This is a genomic window from Marinicrinis lubricantis, from assembly GCF_042658665.1.
Lineage (GTDB): Bacteria > Bacillota > Bacilli > Paenibacillales > KCTC-33676 > Marinicrinis > Marinicrinis lubricantis.
This window is the reverse complement of sequence record NZ_JBHSQV010000125.1, coordinates 1-14,680: the sequence shown is the minus strand read 5'-3', so window position 1 is coordinate 14,680 and position 14,680 is coordinate 1. Positions and strand designations below refer to the sequence as shown.

Sequence of the window (14,680 nt, the reverse complement as noted above, 5' to 3'; positions counted from 1 at the left end):
TATGGTTTGGTAACAATGGCGGAGGGGAACCACGCGTACCCATCCCGAACACGACCGTTAAGCCCTCCAGCGCCGATGGTACTTGGACCGAAGGGTCCTGGGAGAGTAGGACGTTGCCAAGCCAACCTAAAGACCTGTGCATCTGCACGGGTCTTTTTCTATGTTGCTCGTCCTACACCGTTTGGAGAGTATACGGTTTCTTCCCTTCGAAGCAATCCAACGGAGTGTGTCCGTGAAATAGAGGAAGAAACCGATGCCGACCTCGAAGTAAAGCGATGAAGGGGATGCTGGGTGCGGAAGGACGCCATCAAGCCAACCAAAGACCTGTGCATCTGCACGGGTCTTTTTCTATGTTGCTCGTCCTACACCGTTTGGAGAGTATACGGTTTCTTCCCATCGAAGCAAATCCAGTGAAGGTACGTCCAAATTACAGAAAATATTCGAAAGAACGCACTGTTGTATGGTTATCCACATCCAAACACATTCAATGAAAACCCCTCTGCAGCGGATCACCGAATAAGTGATCTCGAGCAAGAGGGGGATGGAATAAAGGTTAGTTATTTTGATAACGATCGTATGCAGCCTGATAAATTTCCATGTAGCGGTCTAATCCCATTTTTTCGATCTGCTTTACATACGAATCCCATTCGTCGAAGGAAGCAGAACCATTAATGAATTTCGCTTCCATTTCCTTAATATACGTGTGGATATCGCTGCCGACAGAGCTCATAAATTCCTGTTCCTCTTCAGTGTAAGTAAAGGAATACCATAGGTCTTTAATTGCATCCGGTGCTGCTTTTTCTCCTGTGGCAACGGCTTCAGGAAGTGTTTCTGAACCTTTAAAGTATTTGGCCTGCACATATCCAGGATAACTTCCGCCAAGCCATGTGACGTATTTCGTTAGAGCTTGGTCCATGGTCAACCCATCGGGATGGTTCGTAATCTCCTCTACGAACTCTAGAGTACCGTCTTCCTTCACCGTGTAAGACTCGCCTTCGACACCCATGAAGTAGAAGGTTGCTCCTTCATCACCGTAGAAATGGTCGATCCAACGCACGGTTGCTTCGGGATGTTCGTTCTTATCCGTGATCACGAACGCACCTGGCCATACCATCGGGACTTTAATGTGTGTATACATCTTGTCCCCATGCGGTCCTTCGAGAGCACCTAATCCGAAATAGCCTTCACCGTTAAACTGTGTTTTTGGATTCGGGTTAATCGTGGCTCCTAGAATATTTTGAGCCCCTTTGGCATAAAGCTCACTGGACGTTTGTGTGAAAATCTCTGGGTCGATCAGTCCGTCGGCATATAAACGGCTTACATATTGCAGCAGCTCTTTAAACTGCGGAGTCGTTCGGAAGAATCGCAATTCATTCGTTTCAGGATCGACATCGACATGCTTATGGCCAAGACCGCGGTTCCCTACGCCGAAAGCTCCCATTAATTGTTCAATTAGGGGGTTCACACCGGTTCCACTGTATGGCATTTCATCGAGTGTGCCATTGCCGTTTAAGTCTGTCGTTTTCACAGTTTTTAAATAGTGATAGAGATCTTCCGTCGTTTTGGGCTCTTCCATCCCGAGCTGGTCCAGCCAATCCTGCTTCACCCAAAGCGGAGTTCCGATCAGCATCGGGAGAAACTCAGGGCTGTAGAAGGATGGGAAGGAATAGATGTTACCATCCGGCATGGTCAACGCTTTTTTTAAATCTGGATATTTGTCGAGCAAGCTTTTGAAATTCGGAGCATATTCATCTATGAGATCGTTCAGCTTAATAAAGACGCCTTGTTCACCGTATTTCATTAAGTCCGCGGCTGGCACCCTTGCAGAGTAGAAGCCATCTGGATAATCTCCGTTTGCCAAAGCAAGGTTTCGTTTTTCGGTCAAATTTTCAAAAGGCACTAATTCAAAATTGACCTTCACATTGCTCATTTCAGCGTATGTCTTCCAGACTAATGTTTCTTCAAAATTATTACCGTTGGTCGCTGCTTTTCCCGTGAAAAAACTGAGCTCAATCGGATCATTAGTGATTGGCATACCTGAAGCATTTACATTGGAGATATCCGATGCCTTTCCGTTTTCGTCCCCTCCGTTTTCATTTCCTCCATTGCCGCACGCGGCCAGCAGACTTAACAGCATGACGCAGCTTATTAACAGAGCTGTCCATTTCTTCATTTTACCGTTTCTCCTCTCATTTCTTTACCTTGATTGGTTTTAGTTATAGAACTAACCATATATGCTAATAGAGCGATTTAGCCCTTTATAGCCCCAATGATCATACCTTTGGCAAAATATCTTTGCAGGAATGGATACAGCATGAGTACAGGCAAATTAGCCACAACCACCGCAGCATATTTGATGGCTTCCGCATCCATTAATGTTTTGGCATGACTGTCATCACCGACGTTCAGCATTTGTTCCATACGATCCTGAATGAGGATTTCCCTCAGAAACAGCTGCAGCGGGTACTTGTCCCGATCGGATAAATAAATTAGAGCATTGAAGAAGGCATTCCAATGACCTACACTGTAAAATAAAATCATGACCGCAATGATAGGCATGGACAAGGGAAGTACAATTTTCCACAATATTTGAAGATTGGAGCAGCCGTCGATGGAAGCTGCTTCTTGAATCGGCAGTGGAACGCTCGTTTGGAAAAACGTCCGCATGATGATGATATTCCATACGGAAACTGCACTAGGGATAATCATGGCCCAAAACGTATTGACCATGCCGAGATCCTTCACTAGCAGGTAGGTAGGGATCAGTCCGCCGCTGAAAAAGGTTGTGAATACGATGGCGGCAGTGATGACATGTTTGCCAACGAAATCGGTTCGAGACAGTGGATAAGCCGCCATGATGGTCAAGACGAGATTCAAGGCCGTACCGGAAAGAGTGTAGAATATCGTGTTGAGATAGCCGGTAAGGATTTCCTTGTTCTCAAACAGGTTTTCATAGCCAACGAATGAAAAATGCTTCGGAATGAGCCACATCTCACCGTTCAGCACATCTTCGGGCCGGCTGATCGATGCAGCGAGAACAAACCACAACGGATATATAACGATAGTAGCGATGGATGCCAAGATGAAATAATTGATGATTTCAAAAAATTTGTCACCTGTGCTTTGCTTGATCAACGATAGCCCCCCCTTTACCATAGGCTGGTTTGCTTCATGCTCTTTGCCATTTGGTTAACGGTTACCAGCAGGATGAAGTTGACGATGGAATTGAACAATCCGACCGCTGCAGAGAAGCTGTACTGTGCGCCAAGAATACCGCTGCGGTACACATGCGTGGCGATGACGTCCGAGCTTTCCATATTGAGTGAATTTTGCATTAAGAACACTTTTTCGAATCCCACACCCATGATCGTGCCGACATTTAAAATGAGCAATATCATAATGGTGGGCCGAATTCCCGGCAAATTCACATGCCATATTCTTCGGAGACGAGACGCTCCGTCGACCTTGGCCGCTTCATGCAGCTGCGGATCAATGGCTGACAGCGCAGCCAAGTAGATAATGGAGCTCCAGCCCATTTGCTGCCATACGCCCGAAAAGACATAGATCGACTTAAACCAGCCGGGCTCGGTCATGAACGAGATCGGTTCGCCCCCGAACCATGCGATCATCTGATTGATGATTCCCGAGCTGGGGGACAGAAACATGGTAACCATCCCCACGAGTACGACGGTGGATAGAAAGTGCGGAGCGTACGTTACGGTTTGTACGAACCGCTGGAACACTTTTATACGCACTTCATTCAGCATGAGAGCAAGCAGTATAGGGATCGGGAACCCCACTACCAGTTCATACAATCCGATGCCGAGCGTATTTTTAATCAGCCGCCAAAAGAAATAGCTGTCAAAGAATCGCTGGAAATGCTCAAAACCGACCCAGGGACTCCCCCAAATTCCTTTCGTAGCAATGAAGTCTTTGAAAGCGATCTGTACTCCATACATGGGATAATAGTGAAACACAATAAAATAAATGAGTACTGGTGCGATCAGCAAGTATAAATCCCAATTTTTGCGGATGGCCATGAGCAGACGCTTCCTTCGGTTTGGATCGGTGGATCCGGCTTGGTGAACTGATGTCAATTCTGGCGATTTGTTCATAGCACCCGTACACCTTTCGTCAACGCTGCATCGTTTTCCGTACTATGTACAGCACCCCAAATTTCAGCCCATCGTTCTAACTCATCCGTACACACGAGCACCGAAGACTCGTTGACGAATACTTTCATGTCCTCGGGGCGGTTAATGGTCCACGCGATCAGTTGAATATGTTGTTCCTTACACCACTCGATATATTTTGGTGTAATGTACCGATAATCCATTGAAAGATATGAGGCATCCATCTGCTTAAGAAAAGGAAAAAAAGCAGGGGAGTTGTTTGCATTGATGATGCCGACCTCGATATCGTCTGAAAGCTGCCTCATTGTTACAATCGCATCATGGTCAAAAGATGTGACACAAACTTGCTCCAGCACATCTAGACTGCGAACGGTATTCAGCACAATTTCCTCTATGCCGGCGTATAATTGGCTCGTCTTTTTCAGTTCAATATTGACTTTAATGCGTCCCTTGAGCAGCATGAGCGCTTCTTCTAGCGTGGGGATTTGCTCTCCGCCAGCCATCGTAAACTGCTTCAGCTCATTTAGGGTGTAATCTTTCACGTAGCCCTGACCATTCGTCATTCGGTTCAATGTGAAATCGTGCATGATGACCGGCTTTCCATCCTTGCTGAGCTGCACATCCAGCTCGATGTGTGAGAACGACTGATCGAGAGCTGCCTGAAAGGATGGCAGGGAATTTTCTGCGAATTTGGCGGGATATCCGCGATGGGCAACACCTGTGATTTTCATAAAAACAACCTCCTTATCATTTTTGAAAATAAAAAAAGACGATGTTGTCTCGAAAGTCTTGCTGAAATAGCCCCTGCATGTAAATTCAAAGGCTGCTTCGCAAAGATTTCTTCCGGGTTTTCTCATCGTCTCCACCCAAAGTGAACTTTGTTTCAACTATGTAATTGTTCCGTCCCTTCACCAAAAGCGCTCGTCGCCAATCGATACATAATCGGCACCGCTGGTTAAGGCTTGCTCAATTTCCTCATTAGAACGAATCAGTCCGCCTACAATTAATGGGCATGAGATGCGCTCCTTCGTTTCCTGAATAATTCGAGGCATCAGTCCAGGCATGATTTCAACTTCGTGCGGCTGACTGGATTGGATCATTTTGATCGCGGTTTCGATTGCAGAGCTGTCGATCGCAAAGAATCGCTGTATCGTTTTGAGTCCAGCCAATTTTGCAGCGGAAATCGCTTGGCTTTTCGTCGTAATGATGCCATCAGGTTTAAAATGCTCGGCTAAATATTGGATAAAAGAAGCATCCCTGCCGATTCCTTGAACCATGTCAATATGGACATAAACCTGCTTGTCTGCTTGATGGAGGCTGTGAATAATGCTTTGCAGTGTATTAATATTGCCTGCCATCAGATTAACTCTCTTTACTCGGCTGATTCGAGCTTCAGAGAGCTGCTCATCATGTGTTATGGAAGCAATGACGATAGATGGTTGGATCATATGAGGTCGCCTCCTTTGCAAGTTAATGTTAGTTTAAGTACGTTTTGTTATCTGCAAATTAAGGAGGCGTTAACAAAATGTAAAGGCAACTTGTTTAGCTAAGAGGTATAAAACAGGAGGGATTGATTTTTAAAGATTCATGAACCACTGTACCCATCCGATGAGTGAAATCCATAACGGGATACTGAATAATACGCCCCAAACAACACCCTTCCACAGATTTCCGTCCAATTGATTTGTTTCCATCAGTTATCGACCACACTTTTCTAGGTTTTCATATTAGTATGGACATGCTTCTCAAAAGTTAGTCGTATGATTAATCTATGAAAGCCTTCTCATATCAATTCGAGAAAGATTTCATTCGAAATTGATATTAGTTGTGATTCCAATCGCATGCTAGACTGTAATTAGATCAGAGAACGTATAGAGGAGTTTCGGAGGGGAACCATCATGATTAAAGTCAATGATGTACTGCGGACAGATGCTGATTTTGAAAATGCCATTCTTTTTAAAAACCGTGTTGCAGTCACACAGTATGGTTTTACAGTGGATTATGGCGGAATGATCGAGTCCTTTGACAAGGAATACGTGAAAATCAACAATCGTTATTATCAGAGAGCTTCTTATGAATTTCGGGTACGGTAATCGCACCATATGATAAACAGAATAACCCTAGAAGATCGGAAGTCTGCGTTCAATTCGAAGCAGGCTTCTTTTCTTTGTCCGAAGAGATTTATATAATAGAAGGTATACGATGTCAATATAGGGGGATCTTCGATATTTATGAATAATTTATGGTTTGCACTGCTAAGAATTGCCGTTCCAGTCATTCTCATTATTATTGCTTTTCAGTTTAACACTTGGGCTGGATGGGGCTTATTGGTTGTTTATGTGCTGGTGACGGTGTATATGTCCCGTTCCCGCTGGTATGCCGCTCGGGGAAATATGGAGTATACGAAGGGGAATAAAGAATTGGCTCTTCAATATTTTCGAAAAGCCGCGGCCGATCCCAATGCAAGCTCGCAGATGATATGCTCCCTTGGTTATTTGCTTCTCACTCAAGGCCATTGGGAGGAAGCGGAGGAAACGATCAAGAAAGCAAGGAAGAAAGCCAAGGATCGGCAGGACGTGCTGAATGCAGAGCTCAATTTATCGCTGGTTCTATGGAAAAAAGGAGAGCATCAAGAGGCAATCGAGCTGCTACAGAAGCTCGATAACGAATATAAAAACACGGTGGTATACGGTAACCTGGGATATTTTTTAGTATTGGATGGCCGACTGGAGGAAGCGCTCGCTTATAATTTGGAAGCATATGATTTCAATTCGGGGAGCAAGTCCATTTTGGACAACTTGGCTCAGACGTATTATTTAATGGAGGAATACAATAAGGCAAAAGAAATTTATGGGAAGCTGATGACCATGGATTCGACAATCGCTGAAACATATTACTATTACGGTTTGACACTGCTTGCTCTGAATGAAAAGGAGAAGGCCGTAGAAATACTGAAAAAGGCGATGGAGTACGAAGTATCTCTGATCAGTCCCATTACTAAAGAGGATATTCGTGAGAAATTGGAGCAGGTTTCAGCTTCTTAGTTTTCTCATGAATGGTTTAACTTCCCTTTGCACAGCCTAGGCTCATAACCAGGTTTTCAGCAAAGGATGGTTATTATGAAAATTCCAGGCGCATGTCTTCGTGTGTTCCTCCCTATTGCACTCTTGATCGGGGTCTGGGGAGGGATAGCCAGCAGCGCGACAGCCGCAGAACCGAACCTGCCGATATTTACTACGGATGTGCTGATTGACGCGGGGCATGGCGGAATCGACGGCGGTGCAAGCTACGGCAGTATTTTGGAAAAAGACATGAACTTAAGCATCTCCAAAAAACTGTATCAAATTTTAGTCTCACACGGTTATCACCCGGTGCTTCATCGAATGGAGGATTATGCTCTGAGTGACGATAATCGTTGGCTGCGCACAAGCAGGCATCTGAAGGATTTGGCGCTTGAATTAAAACCTAAGCTGATGGTCAGCCTGCATATGAATGTTTCCTCATCTCCTGCGCATCGTGGCCCGCTTGTCATTTACCCCCAGCGGAACCGGATTAGCTACGAGTTCGCTTCACTGCTTCAGGATGAACTGAATCGGTTGTATGGGTTGAAGAAGATTGCTCGAATGGGAAGCGCGTTTTACATACTAAAGCAGGATATTTGTCCCGCGGTCATCATCGAGATGGGATTTATTTCGAACAAACAGGATCGACAGTGGCTTCTTACGGAAGACGGGCAGCGCAAATTGGCCGAAGCGATTTACCATGCTATTGATGAATATTTTATACAGGTGTACTAAGCTTATGGATGACCTATACGGTCATCTTTTTTTCATGAAACTTATTTGGGAGGATCATTTTTTGCGGCTCCAATAAGTTTTTCGCTAGAGGTCGGGACGTATGTTACAATGCAATATTATACACCCGTGAGGTTATTTGCGGTAAGTAACAGGATCGAGCCGTAGGAGCCGGAAGACATAGAATCCCGCTTGGAATGAACGAAAGGGGTAGAAGAACGTTGATGAAGCAGCATTTGTTTTTTGATTTGGATGACACATTGGTGCACTGCACGAAATATTTTAATCATACCTTGGAGCATTTTGCAGTGGAGATGGCAGAATGGTTCAAGGAGGAGAATATATCGCCTGAAGAGATCAAGGAAAAGCAGGTCGAATTGGATTTAATCGGCGTACAAAAGCACGGATTTTTAAAAGAGCGATTTCCACAATCATTGGCGGAGACGTACCAACATTTTTGCAGCAGGACAGATCGGCCCATTCTGAATGAACATGTTCAGCATTTGATGAACTTGGGGATGCAGGTGTATGAGCAAAATTACGAGCCTTACCCAAATATGGAAGAAACGTTGAACGAACTGATGCGTGACGGACATCGTCTATATTTATATACAGGCGGAGTGCCTGAAGTGCAAAATATCAAAATTGAACAGCTTGAGTTGAGACGCTTTTTTGAAGATCGTATTTTTATTGTGCAGCATAAAAATTTAAGCGCACTGGAAACCATTTTGCAGCAGCAGCGTTTAGACAAACAACATGTTTGGATGATTGGGAACTCTGCTCGTACGGACATTCTGCCTGCATTGAAAGCGGGTTTACATGCTATTCATGTCAAACGGGAAGAGGAATGGGAATATAACGTTGTAGATATCAATCATTCCCCTCAGGGCGCTTATTATGAAACGAAAGCGATCAGTGAAATTCCGACGCTCATCCGTAAATATGTGCTAGGAACATCATGATGTTGTGTACTGAAGTTCAAGGCGAATGCTTCGAAGAAAAGGAAGGCATTAACGAAGGGAGGTATATTTGGAATGATCATTGATGAAAAGTATTTGCTGCGTCCAACCGGTTATCAGCCAGTATCAGAAAGGCGAAGCACCCCGCATGTCGAACGGATTAGACCTTCTCGCCGTGTTCAGGACGAACATCCAGATGAGCAGGAGCAGTCTTCTGGGCATTCCTTAAACTTCAAAGAAGAACACCGAAAAGCGGCGGAGAAAAAGCGTGCAGGAGAGCTGCGTTTTAAGGAGGACTTCCCGGAAGAGCCTGTAGAAGAGGAGATGATAACGATCTCTAAGGCATTCTATCATCGATTGTTAGCGGAAAATGAGGAGCTTAAGGAGCTCATGGCACAATTGCGCAATACCCTGAAATATTCGATGACGGGAATTCGGCAGAATGTGATGACATACCAGGTTCAAGCGTCAGAAGAGCAGCTTAAGAAGCTTGCCGCAAATCTGCTTTATCTTGAGCAGCGGAAAAAGAATGCCTATCTTGCCAGTCCTTTAGAATCGTTCGATCGTTCGGCAGGCTGGAAAATCGATTCGTTTATGATCGGTGAAGATGATAAGTAAAGCGAAATATAGATAAAAGTACTAGTTTTCTAGACGAACGTCCATGCCAACCCTCTTCTGCTAACATACAATACATGGAAATCATCAATGTGAAATCCAATGTAAAGGAAGGGTTGCAGCGATGGAAAGAATAAATCCAATTTGCGCGGAAACGATTATGCCGTATCGTGGAAAGCCTGTGTGTGCTGTGCTTCAAGACGGAACACACGTTTACGGATATGTTGCTGGCCTTGAAGGGGATCAGCTTCTGCTATGCGAAGAACTCCCAGCCAGCGGTTTTCTTTCGTCAAAAGCCGAATCTAAAGTGAATAAGGGTGCCAAGAAAGTAAAGGCGAAAAATGTGAAGGGCCCTAAATCGACTAAAAAAAACGCTTCAGCTTCCGCTGATGTGAGCGGATTCGGTTTCTATCCGTATGGCTTTGCGCCTGGCGTATTCGCGCTGTCTTTGGGACTTATAGCCCTCTTGTTCGCACTGCCGTTTGGATTTTTTATTTAACATAAAGCAAAGAGCCCCTTGCATCCCTCCGAAGAGAGGCAGGGGGCATTTGTTTTAATTGGGTTTAATCTAAAACGGCGGAAATATGCTCCACGGTTACTGCCCAGTGAGAAGCATTCCACTCGGGAAATTTATTTTTCAAATAAATGATTTGCGGCGATTCGTGTTTAATGTTCAAATCTTCCGCGATTTGGTTGGACACAGGCCTCGATTCAATCACCTTGACCAATACATAATCGACTGCTGTTTTATCTTTGCTTAGGTAAGCTTCATATTCTTTTAACGCATTCGCGCTAACGGGACAAGTCGTACTGTGCTTCAACAGCAATACGGGCTGTTCAGCGGACTTTTCATAAAGCTGCTTCCATTCATCCACACTGGTGATTTCTCTCCATGTAGCCATCCTCGGTAATCTCCTCTCTTATAACAAGTAAGTAATGTTTCGAAAAGTATTGTACCATATCTTTCAAAAAGTTTTAATCATCCAGTCCTGCCCTGCACCCGAGAGAAGAGTCATTTTCCCTAGGAGTGTATGCAATGAGTGTGATCGGTTCACCAATTTGTTCGGCCAATTGCTGCTCCAACAGCTTGATTTTTTGTATGGCTTCCGGATTTTGATCCAAATCCGAGAATTGGTACTCTGCTGTGTTCACGAGATTCTACCCCATTTCGTTCCAATGTAGCATTCGATCTTCTTCAGATTTAGCTTGGATTGGGCAGTCTAAAAATATACCGTGCGCTAAGAGGTGCATGCCGAATATGAGAGGGAAGGTTAAAGTGTGTTATAATTTGCTTGAATGTTCAAGATTGTAAAGTATAGGAGGCACTGCGATGAAAATTATTTCTATTGAACCAACGCCGAGTCCGAATACGATGAAGCTGAATATGGATGAGCGGGTCGAAAAGGCTCGTACCTATACGCAGCAGAATGCGGATCGGGCACCGGATTATATAAAAAAAATGCTAGCTATTCCCGACGTCAAAAGCATATTTCATACGGCTGATTTTATTGCGGTTGACCGGAGTCCAAAAGGAGACTGGAAACAAATCCTTGCTCAGGTGCAGGCTGTGTTTGGGGAGAAGGTGTCTGATGACGCTTGGCTATCGGGTACAGATACGTTCGGAGAAGTGAAGGTCTATGTACAGATGTTTCGTAAAATTCCGATGCAAATTCGTGTGAAGACGGAGTGGAACGAAGTCAGAAAGTCGCTTAGTCCGCGCTTTGTGGAAGCCGCAATGGAAGCGGGAATGGGTTCGCCTAATTTGATCAAGGAGCGGAAGCTGGAAGACTTTGGCGTTCGGTATGGCGAACCGGAGGACATTGCTCAAGAAGTGCAGGAAGAACTGGAGGCGGCATACAGCAGCGAACGTCTCGACACACTCAAAGAGAAGGCAAGGCAGATTCAGCCGGGCGAAGAAGTAGAGCTTCCTGAGAAGGACTGGTCGGTTGATGAGCTGCTCGAGGTGATGAACGATTCGGATTGGCGCAGAAGATACGCAGCTCTCGATCAGATGAAGCCGGAAGTGAACAGGCTTCCCGTTATTGAACGAGCACTAAGTGATGAGAACGCGTCAATCCGTCGATTGGCTGTCGTATATCTTGGTGATTTGAAAGACGATACAGATGTCCTTCCGCTGCTGTATAAAGCGGCGAAAGACAGCTCCGCTTCTGTGAGAAGAACGGCTGGCGATACGCTGTCCGACATCGGGGATGCCAGAGCGATTCCAGTGATGTGTGATGCGCTGCATGATAAGAATAAACTGGTTCGCTGGAGAGCCGCGCGTTACTTGTATGAGGTGGGAGACGAGTCCGCACTGCCTGCTTTAAAACAAGCGAAGGATGATCCCGAATTCGAAGTAAGCCTGCAGGTTCATATGGCCATTGAGCGAATCGAAGCGGGTGAAGAAGCGGCCGGTACGGTGTGGCAGCAAATGACGAAGCTAAGACAACAGGAACTGCAGGATTCATAACTTGGCAGGTATAAGGCACGTCTCTGTTAAGGATTCTATGACAGAGGTGATGTCTATGTTCAGTGGTGCTTTACGTTCCGCGATGATCGGAATCGCGACGGCACAAGCATTAAAAATTCCATTTGAAAAGCTGACGACGGGCAGATGGAACCCGATGACCGCTATGTCTTCTGGCGGAATGCCAAGTTCACATTCCGCGGCCGTCTCTTCATTAGCAACGTATACCGGATTAAAAAGAGGCTTCCGAAGCATCGATTTCGCTCTTGCGGCCGTATTCGGGTTAATCGTCATGTATGATGCAATGGGTGTCCGGAGACATGCGGGGGAGATTGCGGTTGAAGTCAATAAGCTGGACGCGGAAGTTGAGCGTTTGACGGCAGAGCATTATCCCGGCGAGTATCATGACGAAAAGGATAAGGAATTAAAGGAAATGCTGGGACATTTGCCGGGAGAAGTGGCAGCGGGTGCAGTTCTCGGTGCAGCTATCGGCGGTCTGTATTATCTCATCGACCGCAGTTGATGTTGCAAAGCTTGAAGCAGAAAGGTTTAGGGTGGGAGAAGGATGTTAGATATTGAAATCATAGCTGTTACGACACAAGAGCAGCTGCAGCAATGCTTAAATATACGTAAGGCCGTATTTGTCGAGGAGCAGAATGTTCCATTAGAGCTGGAAGTTGATGAATATGATGAATCCCCAAATGCATGCAGTCATATTTTAATTCGTTCGGCTGGAGAGAATGCTGCGACAGGGAGGCATAAGCCGTATGATTCGGAAACGGCTAAGATGCAGAGAATTGCCGTTCTGAAGTTATACCGCGGTACAGGTTTGGGGCGGATTCTGCTCGAAGCTTTAGAGCAATCTGCCAGGGAACAGGGTTTTAGGGCAGCAAAACTGGATGCCCAGCTGCAAGCGAGGGCGTTTTACGAGAAATGTGGTTATGAGGTCGTATCAGAAGATGTGTTCCTCGATGCAGGGATTCCGCACGTTACGATGAAAAAGTATTTGCAGCATTGAAAGCATAAAGAGAACAGGGTTGCCTAGAAGCAACCCTGTTCTCTTTTCTACTTAAAAGATGGTTAAAACAAAGGCAAATTATCTAAATTGTTGTCCTCGCGACCGTCCGCATTAGATCTCAAGTGCTCTTCATTGTCGCGACCGCGGAATACGTTTAAGTTCTTGATTTCATTGTTTTTTACCATGGCTTGAGCTGTTTTGTAGTCGACCACCTTGCCCGAGGTCAGCTGCAGCTCGACAATATCGCCATCGCCATTTTTTCGAACAGCAACAACTTCTTCCTGACCGCTGTGTTGTGAAGAATTATTGTAGGTTTGTGCCATTTGGGTATCGCCTCCTCTAACCTTAGTATCGCTTGAGGCGATGGAAATATGTATTTAAATATCAAAGGTGTACAATTCGTGTTTATTCATGAACGTCATCATCCCGGTTTTACCTTCAAACTGTTCTCTCTCATCTCCATAATGCATCAGCATCGTGATGCGCTGGATAGATTCTGGAAGAGTGAGAAGTTCCTCTAACGTTGTATGAACGGCACCTTCGCCGGTGAGCTGACATTCATGCAAAATGTATTGATACCCTTCATCATGAACAAGACGCTTTAACAGCTCTGGATGAAAGGTCATATCCGCGCTGTAAAACAATGATCGGTTAAGCTTGAGGGAGTAGCTCTTTTTGCCTGGAATATGCTTCGTCTGGATGAGTTCCGCTACCAATCCGGGAAGCCATTCGAAGGTTTGTTCAGGCTTCACAGCCCTCACTTCAAAATAATCCTCAAGCTGCGTATGCTCGGAATCCTCCATTCCTGCTTTCAAACCATTTTCCCATAAGGTCTCTACTAAATCTTCTGCAATGATCAGTTTAGGCTTGCGTCCAATAAAGATGTTCATGCGGAAGGCAATCTCCTCAAGTCCGCCGACATGGTCTGCATGCAGATGAGTCACCAACACGCCCTCAATGGATTCCAAAGGTTCATTCAGCGCATGAAGAGCTAACGGAGCGGTATTTCCGCAGTCGATGAGCCATTTTGTACCCTTCCACTCAATCATTGCATTGTTGTTTAAATATCGCTTGGAAAAGGCGCTTCCTGTTCCAAGCATGGTTATTTGCAGTGAAGTCAATTTCATCCCACCTTCTAAGACCTTCGAGGGGGATAGATCCCCTTGATTATGATATTCGACGCAAACTTGATCAGCTCCTGCATATCATGAGCTGGAATCAGCATACTCTTCACCATTATATCCAAACCAAGTAAGGAGTAAGCCGTGGCTCTTGGGAATGAAATCACTTCAAATGTTCACTTTCGTTGAGATCAGAGGAGATCCGTCAGAAGGATAAGAAATGAAATCTTATTTTACTTTCATTGCTCTTACAATGAGTTTGTCTAAATCTTGGCTGGCTGAGACAACTTCGGGGTGAATGAAGTTATATTGATTTTTTCTAGCTGTCACCTCTAAATGGCGCTTGAGCTTGAAAATCTGTAATTGCAGCGTATTCCTTTTAATCATTTTGAAATCTTCCTTTATCTAAGATATGAATGGTGTTCAATATGCTCGCATGAATGATTTGATCAAGTCCGAATTTGTGTGTAAATTCTCCCTCGGTTAGCTAGGAGTCTTTACCCAATTCGGGTAACTTTCGTTTTTTGGTTTGATTTGTGTTCTTGTTGCCATGTAAGATACTCGGTCATGTCT

Annotated in this window: 19 protein-coding genes and 1 rRNA gene; 10 read left to right on the top strand and 10 right to left on the bottom strand. The window is 45.1% G+C overall.

The annotated features are described in order from the left end of the window. Positions 1-5 precede the first annotated feature (5 nt). Positions 6-122: ribosomal RNA gene (gene rrf, locus ACFPXP_RS09590) — 5S ribosomal RNA — on the top strand. 431 nt (positions 123-553) lie between these two features. Here the strand turns inward: rrf and ACFPXP_RS09585 are convergent. From ACFPXP_RS09585 to ACFPXP_RS09565, 5 genes are all read right to left on the bottom strand, one after another. Next, positions 554-2,173: an extracellular solute-binding protein gene (locus ACFPXP_RS09585; RefSeq protein WP_379893983.1), complete on the bottom strand. Its 1,620-nt coding sequence runs from the start codon at positions 2,171-2,173 to the stop codon at positions 554-556. A 77-nt stretch (positions 2,174-2,250) separates the two neighbouring features. Next, a complete protein-coding gene (locus ACFPXP_RS09580; protein WP_379893982.1) occupies positions 2,251-3,135 on the bottom strand; it encodes a carbohydrate ABC transporter permease in 885 nt (294 codons plus the stop codon). Positions 3,136-3,149: 14 nt separating this feature from the next. Further along, entirely contained in the window at positions 3,150-4,115 is a 966-nt protein-coding gene (locus ACFPXP_RS09575) for an ABC transporter permease (RefSeq protein WP_379893981.1), read from the bottom strand. Further along, a complete protein-coding gene (locus tag ACFPXP_RS09570; protein WP_379893980.1) occupies positions 4,112-4,864 on the bottom strand; it encodes a glycerophosphodiester phosphodiesterase in 753 nt (250 codons plus the stop codon). The genes ACFPXP_RS09575 and ACFPXP_RS09570 overlap by 4 nt, the downstream gene beginning before the upstream one ends. A 177-nt stretch (positions 4,865-5,041) precedes the next feature. Beyond that, positions 5,042-5,581, bottom strand: a complete 540-nt coding sequence (locus ACFPXP_RS09565; RefSeq protein WP_379893979.1) for a glycerol-3-phosphate responsive antiterminator — start codon at positions 5,579-5,581, stop codon at positions 5,042-5,044. Positions 5,582-6,031: 450 nt separating this feature from the next. Here ACFPXP_RS09565 and ACFPXP_RS09560 point away from each other — a divergent pair, with 450 nt between their 5' ends. The 6 genes from ACFPXP_RS09560 (at position 6,032) to ACFPXP_RS09535 (ending at position 10,000) form a co-directional block, all read left to right on the top strand. Continuing rightward, complete coding sequence (locus ACFPXP_RS09560; RefSeq protein WP_379893978.1) at positions 6,032-6,226, top strand: hypothetical protein; 195 nt, start codon at positions 6,032-6,034, stop codon at positions 6,224-6,226. A gap of 138 nt (positions 6,227-6,364) precedes the next feature. Next, positions 6,365-7,177, top strand: coding sequence for a tetratricopeptide repeat protein (locus ACFPXP_RS09555; RefSeq protein ID WP_379893977.1), 813 nt, complete (start codon positions 6,365-6,367; stop codon positions 7,175-7,177). 75 nt (positions 7,178-7,252) lie between these two features. Further along, on the top strand, positions 7,253-7,930 hold the full coding sequence (locus ACFPXP_RS09550) for an N-acetylmuramoyl-L-alanine amidase family protein (protein WP_379893976.1): 678 nt from the start codon (positions 7,253-7,255) through the stop codon (positions 7,928-7,930). Between the two features lie 221 nt (positions 7,931-8,151). Beyond that, the gene (locus tag ACFPXP_RS09545) at positions 8,152-8,889 is read left to right on the top strand and encodes an HAD family hydrolase (protein WP_379893985.1); all 738 of its coding nucleotides are present in this window, start codon (positions 8,152-8,154) and stop codon (positions 8,887-8,889) included. Between the two features lie 72 nt (positions 8,890-8,961). Then, positions 8,962-9,504, top strand: a complete 543-nt coding sequence (locus tag ACFPXP_RS09540) for a hypothetical protein (RefSeq protein WP_379893975.1) — start codon at positions 8,962-8,964, stop codon at positions 9,502-9,504. Positions 9,505-9,625: 121 nt separating this feature from the next. Then, complete coding sequence (locus tag ACFPXP_RS09535; RefSeq protein WP_379893974.1) at positions 9,626-10,000, top strand: hypothetical protein; 375 nt, start codon at positions 9,626-9,628, stop codon at positions 9,998-10,000. Positions 10,001-10,064: 64 nt separating this feature from the next. Here ACFPXP_RS09535 and ytxJ read toward each other — a convergent pair whose 3' ends face one another. Together ytxJ and ACFPXP_RS09525 are read right to left on the bottom strand one after the other, a co-directional pair. Beyond that, on the bottom strand, positions 10,065-10,403 hold the full coding sequence (ytxJ, locus tag ACFPXP_RS09530; protein WP_379893973.1) for a bacillithiol system redox-active protein YtxJ: 339 nt from the start codon (positions 10,401-10,403) through the stop codon (positions 10,065-10,067). A 73-nt stretch (positions 10,404-10,476) separates the two neighbouring features. Then, entirely contained in the window at positions 10,477-10,653 is a 177-nt protein-coding gene (locus tag ACFPXP_RS09525; RefSeq protein ID WP_379893972.1) for a hypothetical protein, read from the bottom strand. 178 nt (positions 10,654-10,831) lie between these two features. On the opposite strand from ACFPXP_RS09525, the gene ACFPXP_RS09520 reads away from it, so the two are divergent. From ACFPXP_RS09520 to ACFPXP_RS09510, 3 genes are read left to right on the top strand one after another with little or no spacing between them, the layout of a single operon-like run. Next, on the top strand, positions 10,832-11,971 hold the full coding sequence (locus ACFPXP_RS09520) for a conserved virulence factor C family protein (RefSeq protein WP_379893971.1): 1,140 nt from the start codon (positions 10,832-10,834) through the stop codon (positions 11,969-11,971). Position 11,972: 1 nt separating this feature from the next. Further along, entirely contained in the window at positions 11,973-12,491 is a 519-nt protein-coding gene (locus ACFPXP_RS09515) for a divergent PAP2 family protein (protein WP_379893970.1), read from the top strand. 42 nt (positions 12,492-12,533) lie between these two features. Continuing rightward, positions 12,534-12,986: a GNAT family N-acetyltransferase gene (locus tag ACFPXP_RS09510; protein ID WP_379893969.1), complete on the top strand. Its 453-nt coding sequence runs from the start codon at positions 12,534-12,536 to the stop codon at positions 12,984-12,986. 62 nt (positions 12,987-13,048) lie between these two features. On the opposite strand, the gene ACFPXP_RS09505 is transcribed toward ACFPXP_RS09510, so the two are convergent. The 3 genes from ACFPXP_RS09505 to ACFPXP_RS09495 form a co-directional block, all read right to left on the bottom strand. Next, positions 13,049-13,309 (bottom strand): DUF3892 domain-containing protein, encoded by a 261-nt coding sequence (locus ACFPXP_RS09505; RefSeq protein WP_379893968.1) that lies wholly within the window; start codon positions 13,307-13,309, stop codon positions 13,049-13,051. 54 nt (positions 13,310-13,363) lie between these two features. After that, the gene (locus ACFPXP_RS09500) at positions 13,364-14,107 is read right to left on the bottom strand and encodes an MBL fold metallo-hydrolase (protein ID WP_449288667.1); all 744 of its coding nucleotides are present in this window, start codon (positions 14,105-14,107) and stop codon (positions 13,364-13,366) included. Positions 14,108-14,335: 228 nt separating this feature from the next. Continuing rightward, entirely contained in the window at positions 14,336-14,494 is a 159-nt protein-coding gene (locus ACFPXP_RS09495) for an aspartyl-phosphate phosphatase Spo0E family protein (RefSeq protein WP_379893967.1), read from the bottom strand. Between the last annotated feature and the right edge of the window lie 186 nt (positions 14,495-14,680).

Coding starts and splice junctions, on each gene's coding strand:
- ACFPXP_RS09585 (WP_379893983.1), bottom strand. CDS start 2,173: ATGAAGAAATGGACAGCTCTGTTAATAAGCTGCGTCATGCTGTTAAGT.
- ACFPXP_RS09575 (WP_379893981.1), bottom strand. CDS start 4,115: ATGAACAAATCGCCAGAATTGACATCAGTTCACCAAGCCGGATCCACC.
- ACFPXP_RS09570 (WP_379893980.1), bottom strand. CDS start 4,864: ATGAAAATCACAGGTGTTGCCCATCGCGGATATCCCGCCAAATTCGCA.
- ACFPXP_RS09565 (WP_379893979.1), bottom strand. CDS start 5,581: ATGATCCAACCATCTATCGTCATTGCTTCCATAACACATGATGAGCAG.
- ACFPXP_RS09560 (WP_379893978.1), top strand. CDS start 6,032: ATGATTAAAGTCAATGATGTACTGCGGACAGATGCTGATTTTGAAAAT.
- ACFPXP_RS09555 (WP_379893977.1), top strand. CDS start 6,365: ATGAATAATTTATGGTTTGCACTGCTAAGAATTGCCGTTCCAGTCATT.
- ACFPXP_RS09550 (WP_379893976.1), top strand. CDS start 7,253: ATGAAAATTCCAGGCGCATGTCTTCGTGTGTTCCTCCCTATTGCACTC.
- ACFPXP_RS09545 (WP_379893985.1), top strand. CDS start 8,152: ATGAAGCAGCATTTGTTTTTTGATTTGGATGACACATTGGTGCACTGC.
- ACFPXP_RS09540 (WP_379893975.1), top strand. CDS start 8,962: ATGATCATTGATGAAAAGTATTTGCTGCGTCCAACCGGTTATCAGCCA.
- ACFPXP_RS09535 (WP_379893974.1), top strand. CDS start 9,626: ATGGAAAGAATAAATCCAATTTGCGCGGAAACGATTATGCCGTATCGT.
- ytxJ (WP_379893973.1), bottom strand. CDS start 10,403: ATGGCTACATGGAGAGAAATCACCAGTGTGGATGAATGGAAGCAGCTT.
- ACFPXP_RS09520 (WP_379893971.1), top strand. CDS start 10,832: ATGAAAATTATTTCTATTGAACCAACGCCGAGTCCGAATACGATGAAG.
- ACFPXP_RS09510 (WP_379893969.1), top strand. CDS start 12,534: ATGTTAGATATTGAAATCATAGCTGTTACGACACAAGAGCAGCTGCAG.
- ACFPXP_RS09505 (WP_379893968.1), bottom strand. CDS start 13,309: ATGGCACAAACCTACAATAATTCTTCACAACACAGCGGTCAGGAAGAA.
- ACFPXP_RS09495 (WP_379893967.1), bottom strand. CDS start 14,494: ATGATTAAAAGGAATACGCTGCAATTACAGATTTTCAAGCTCAAGCGC.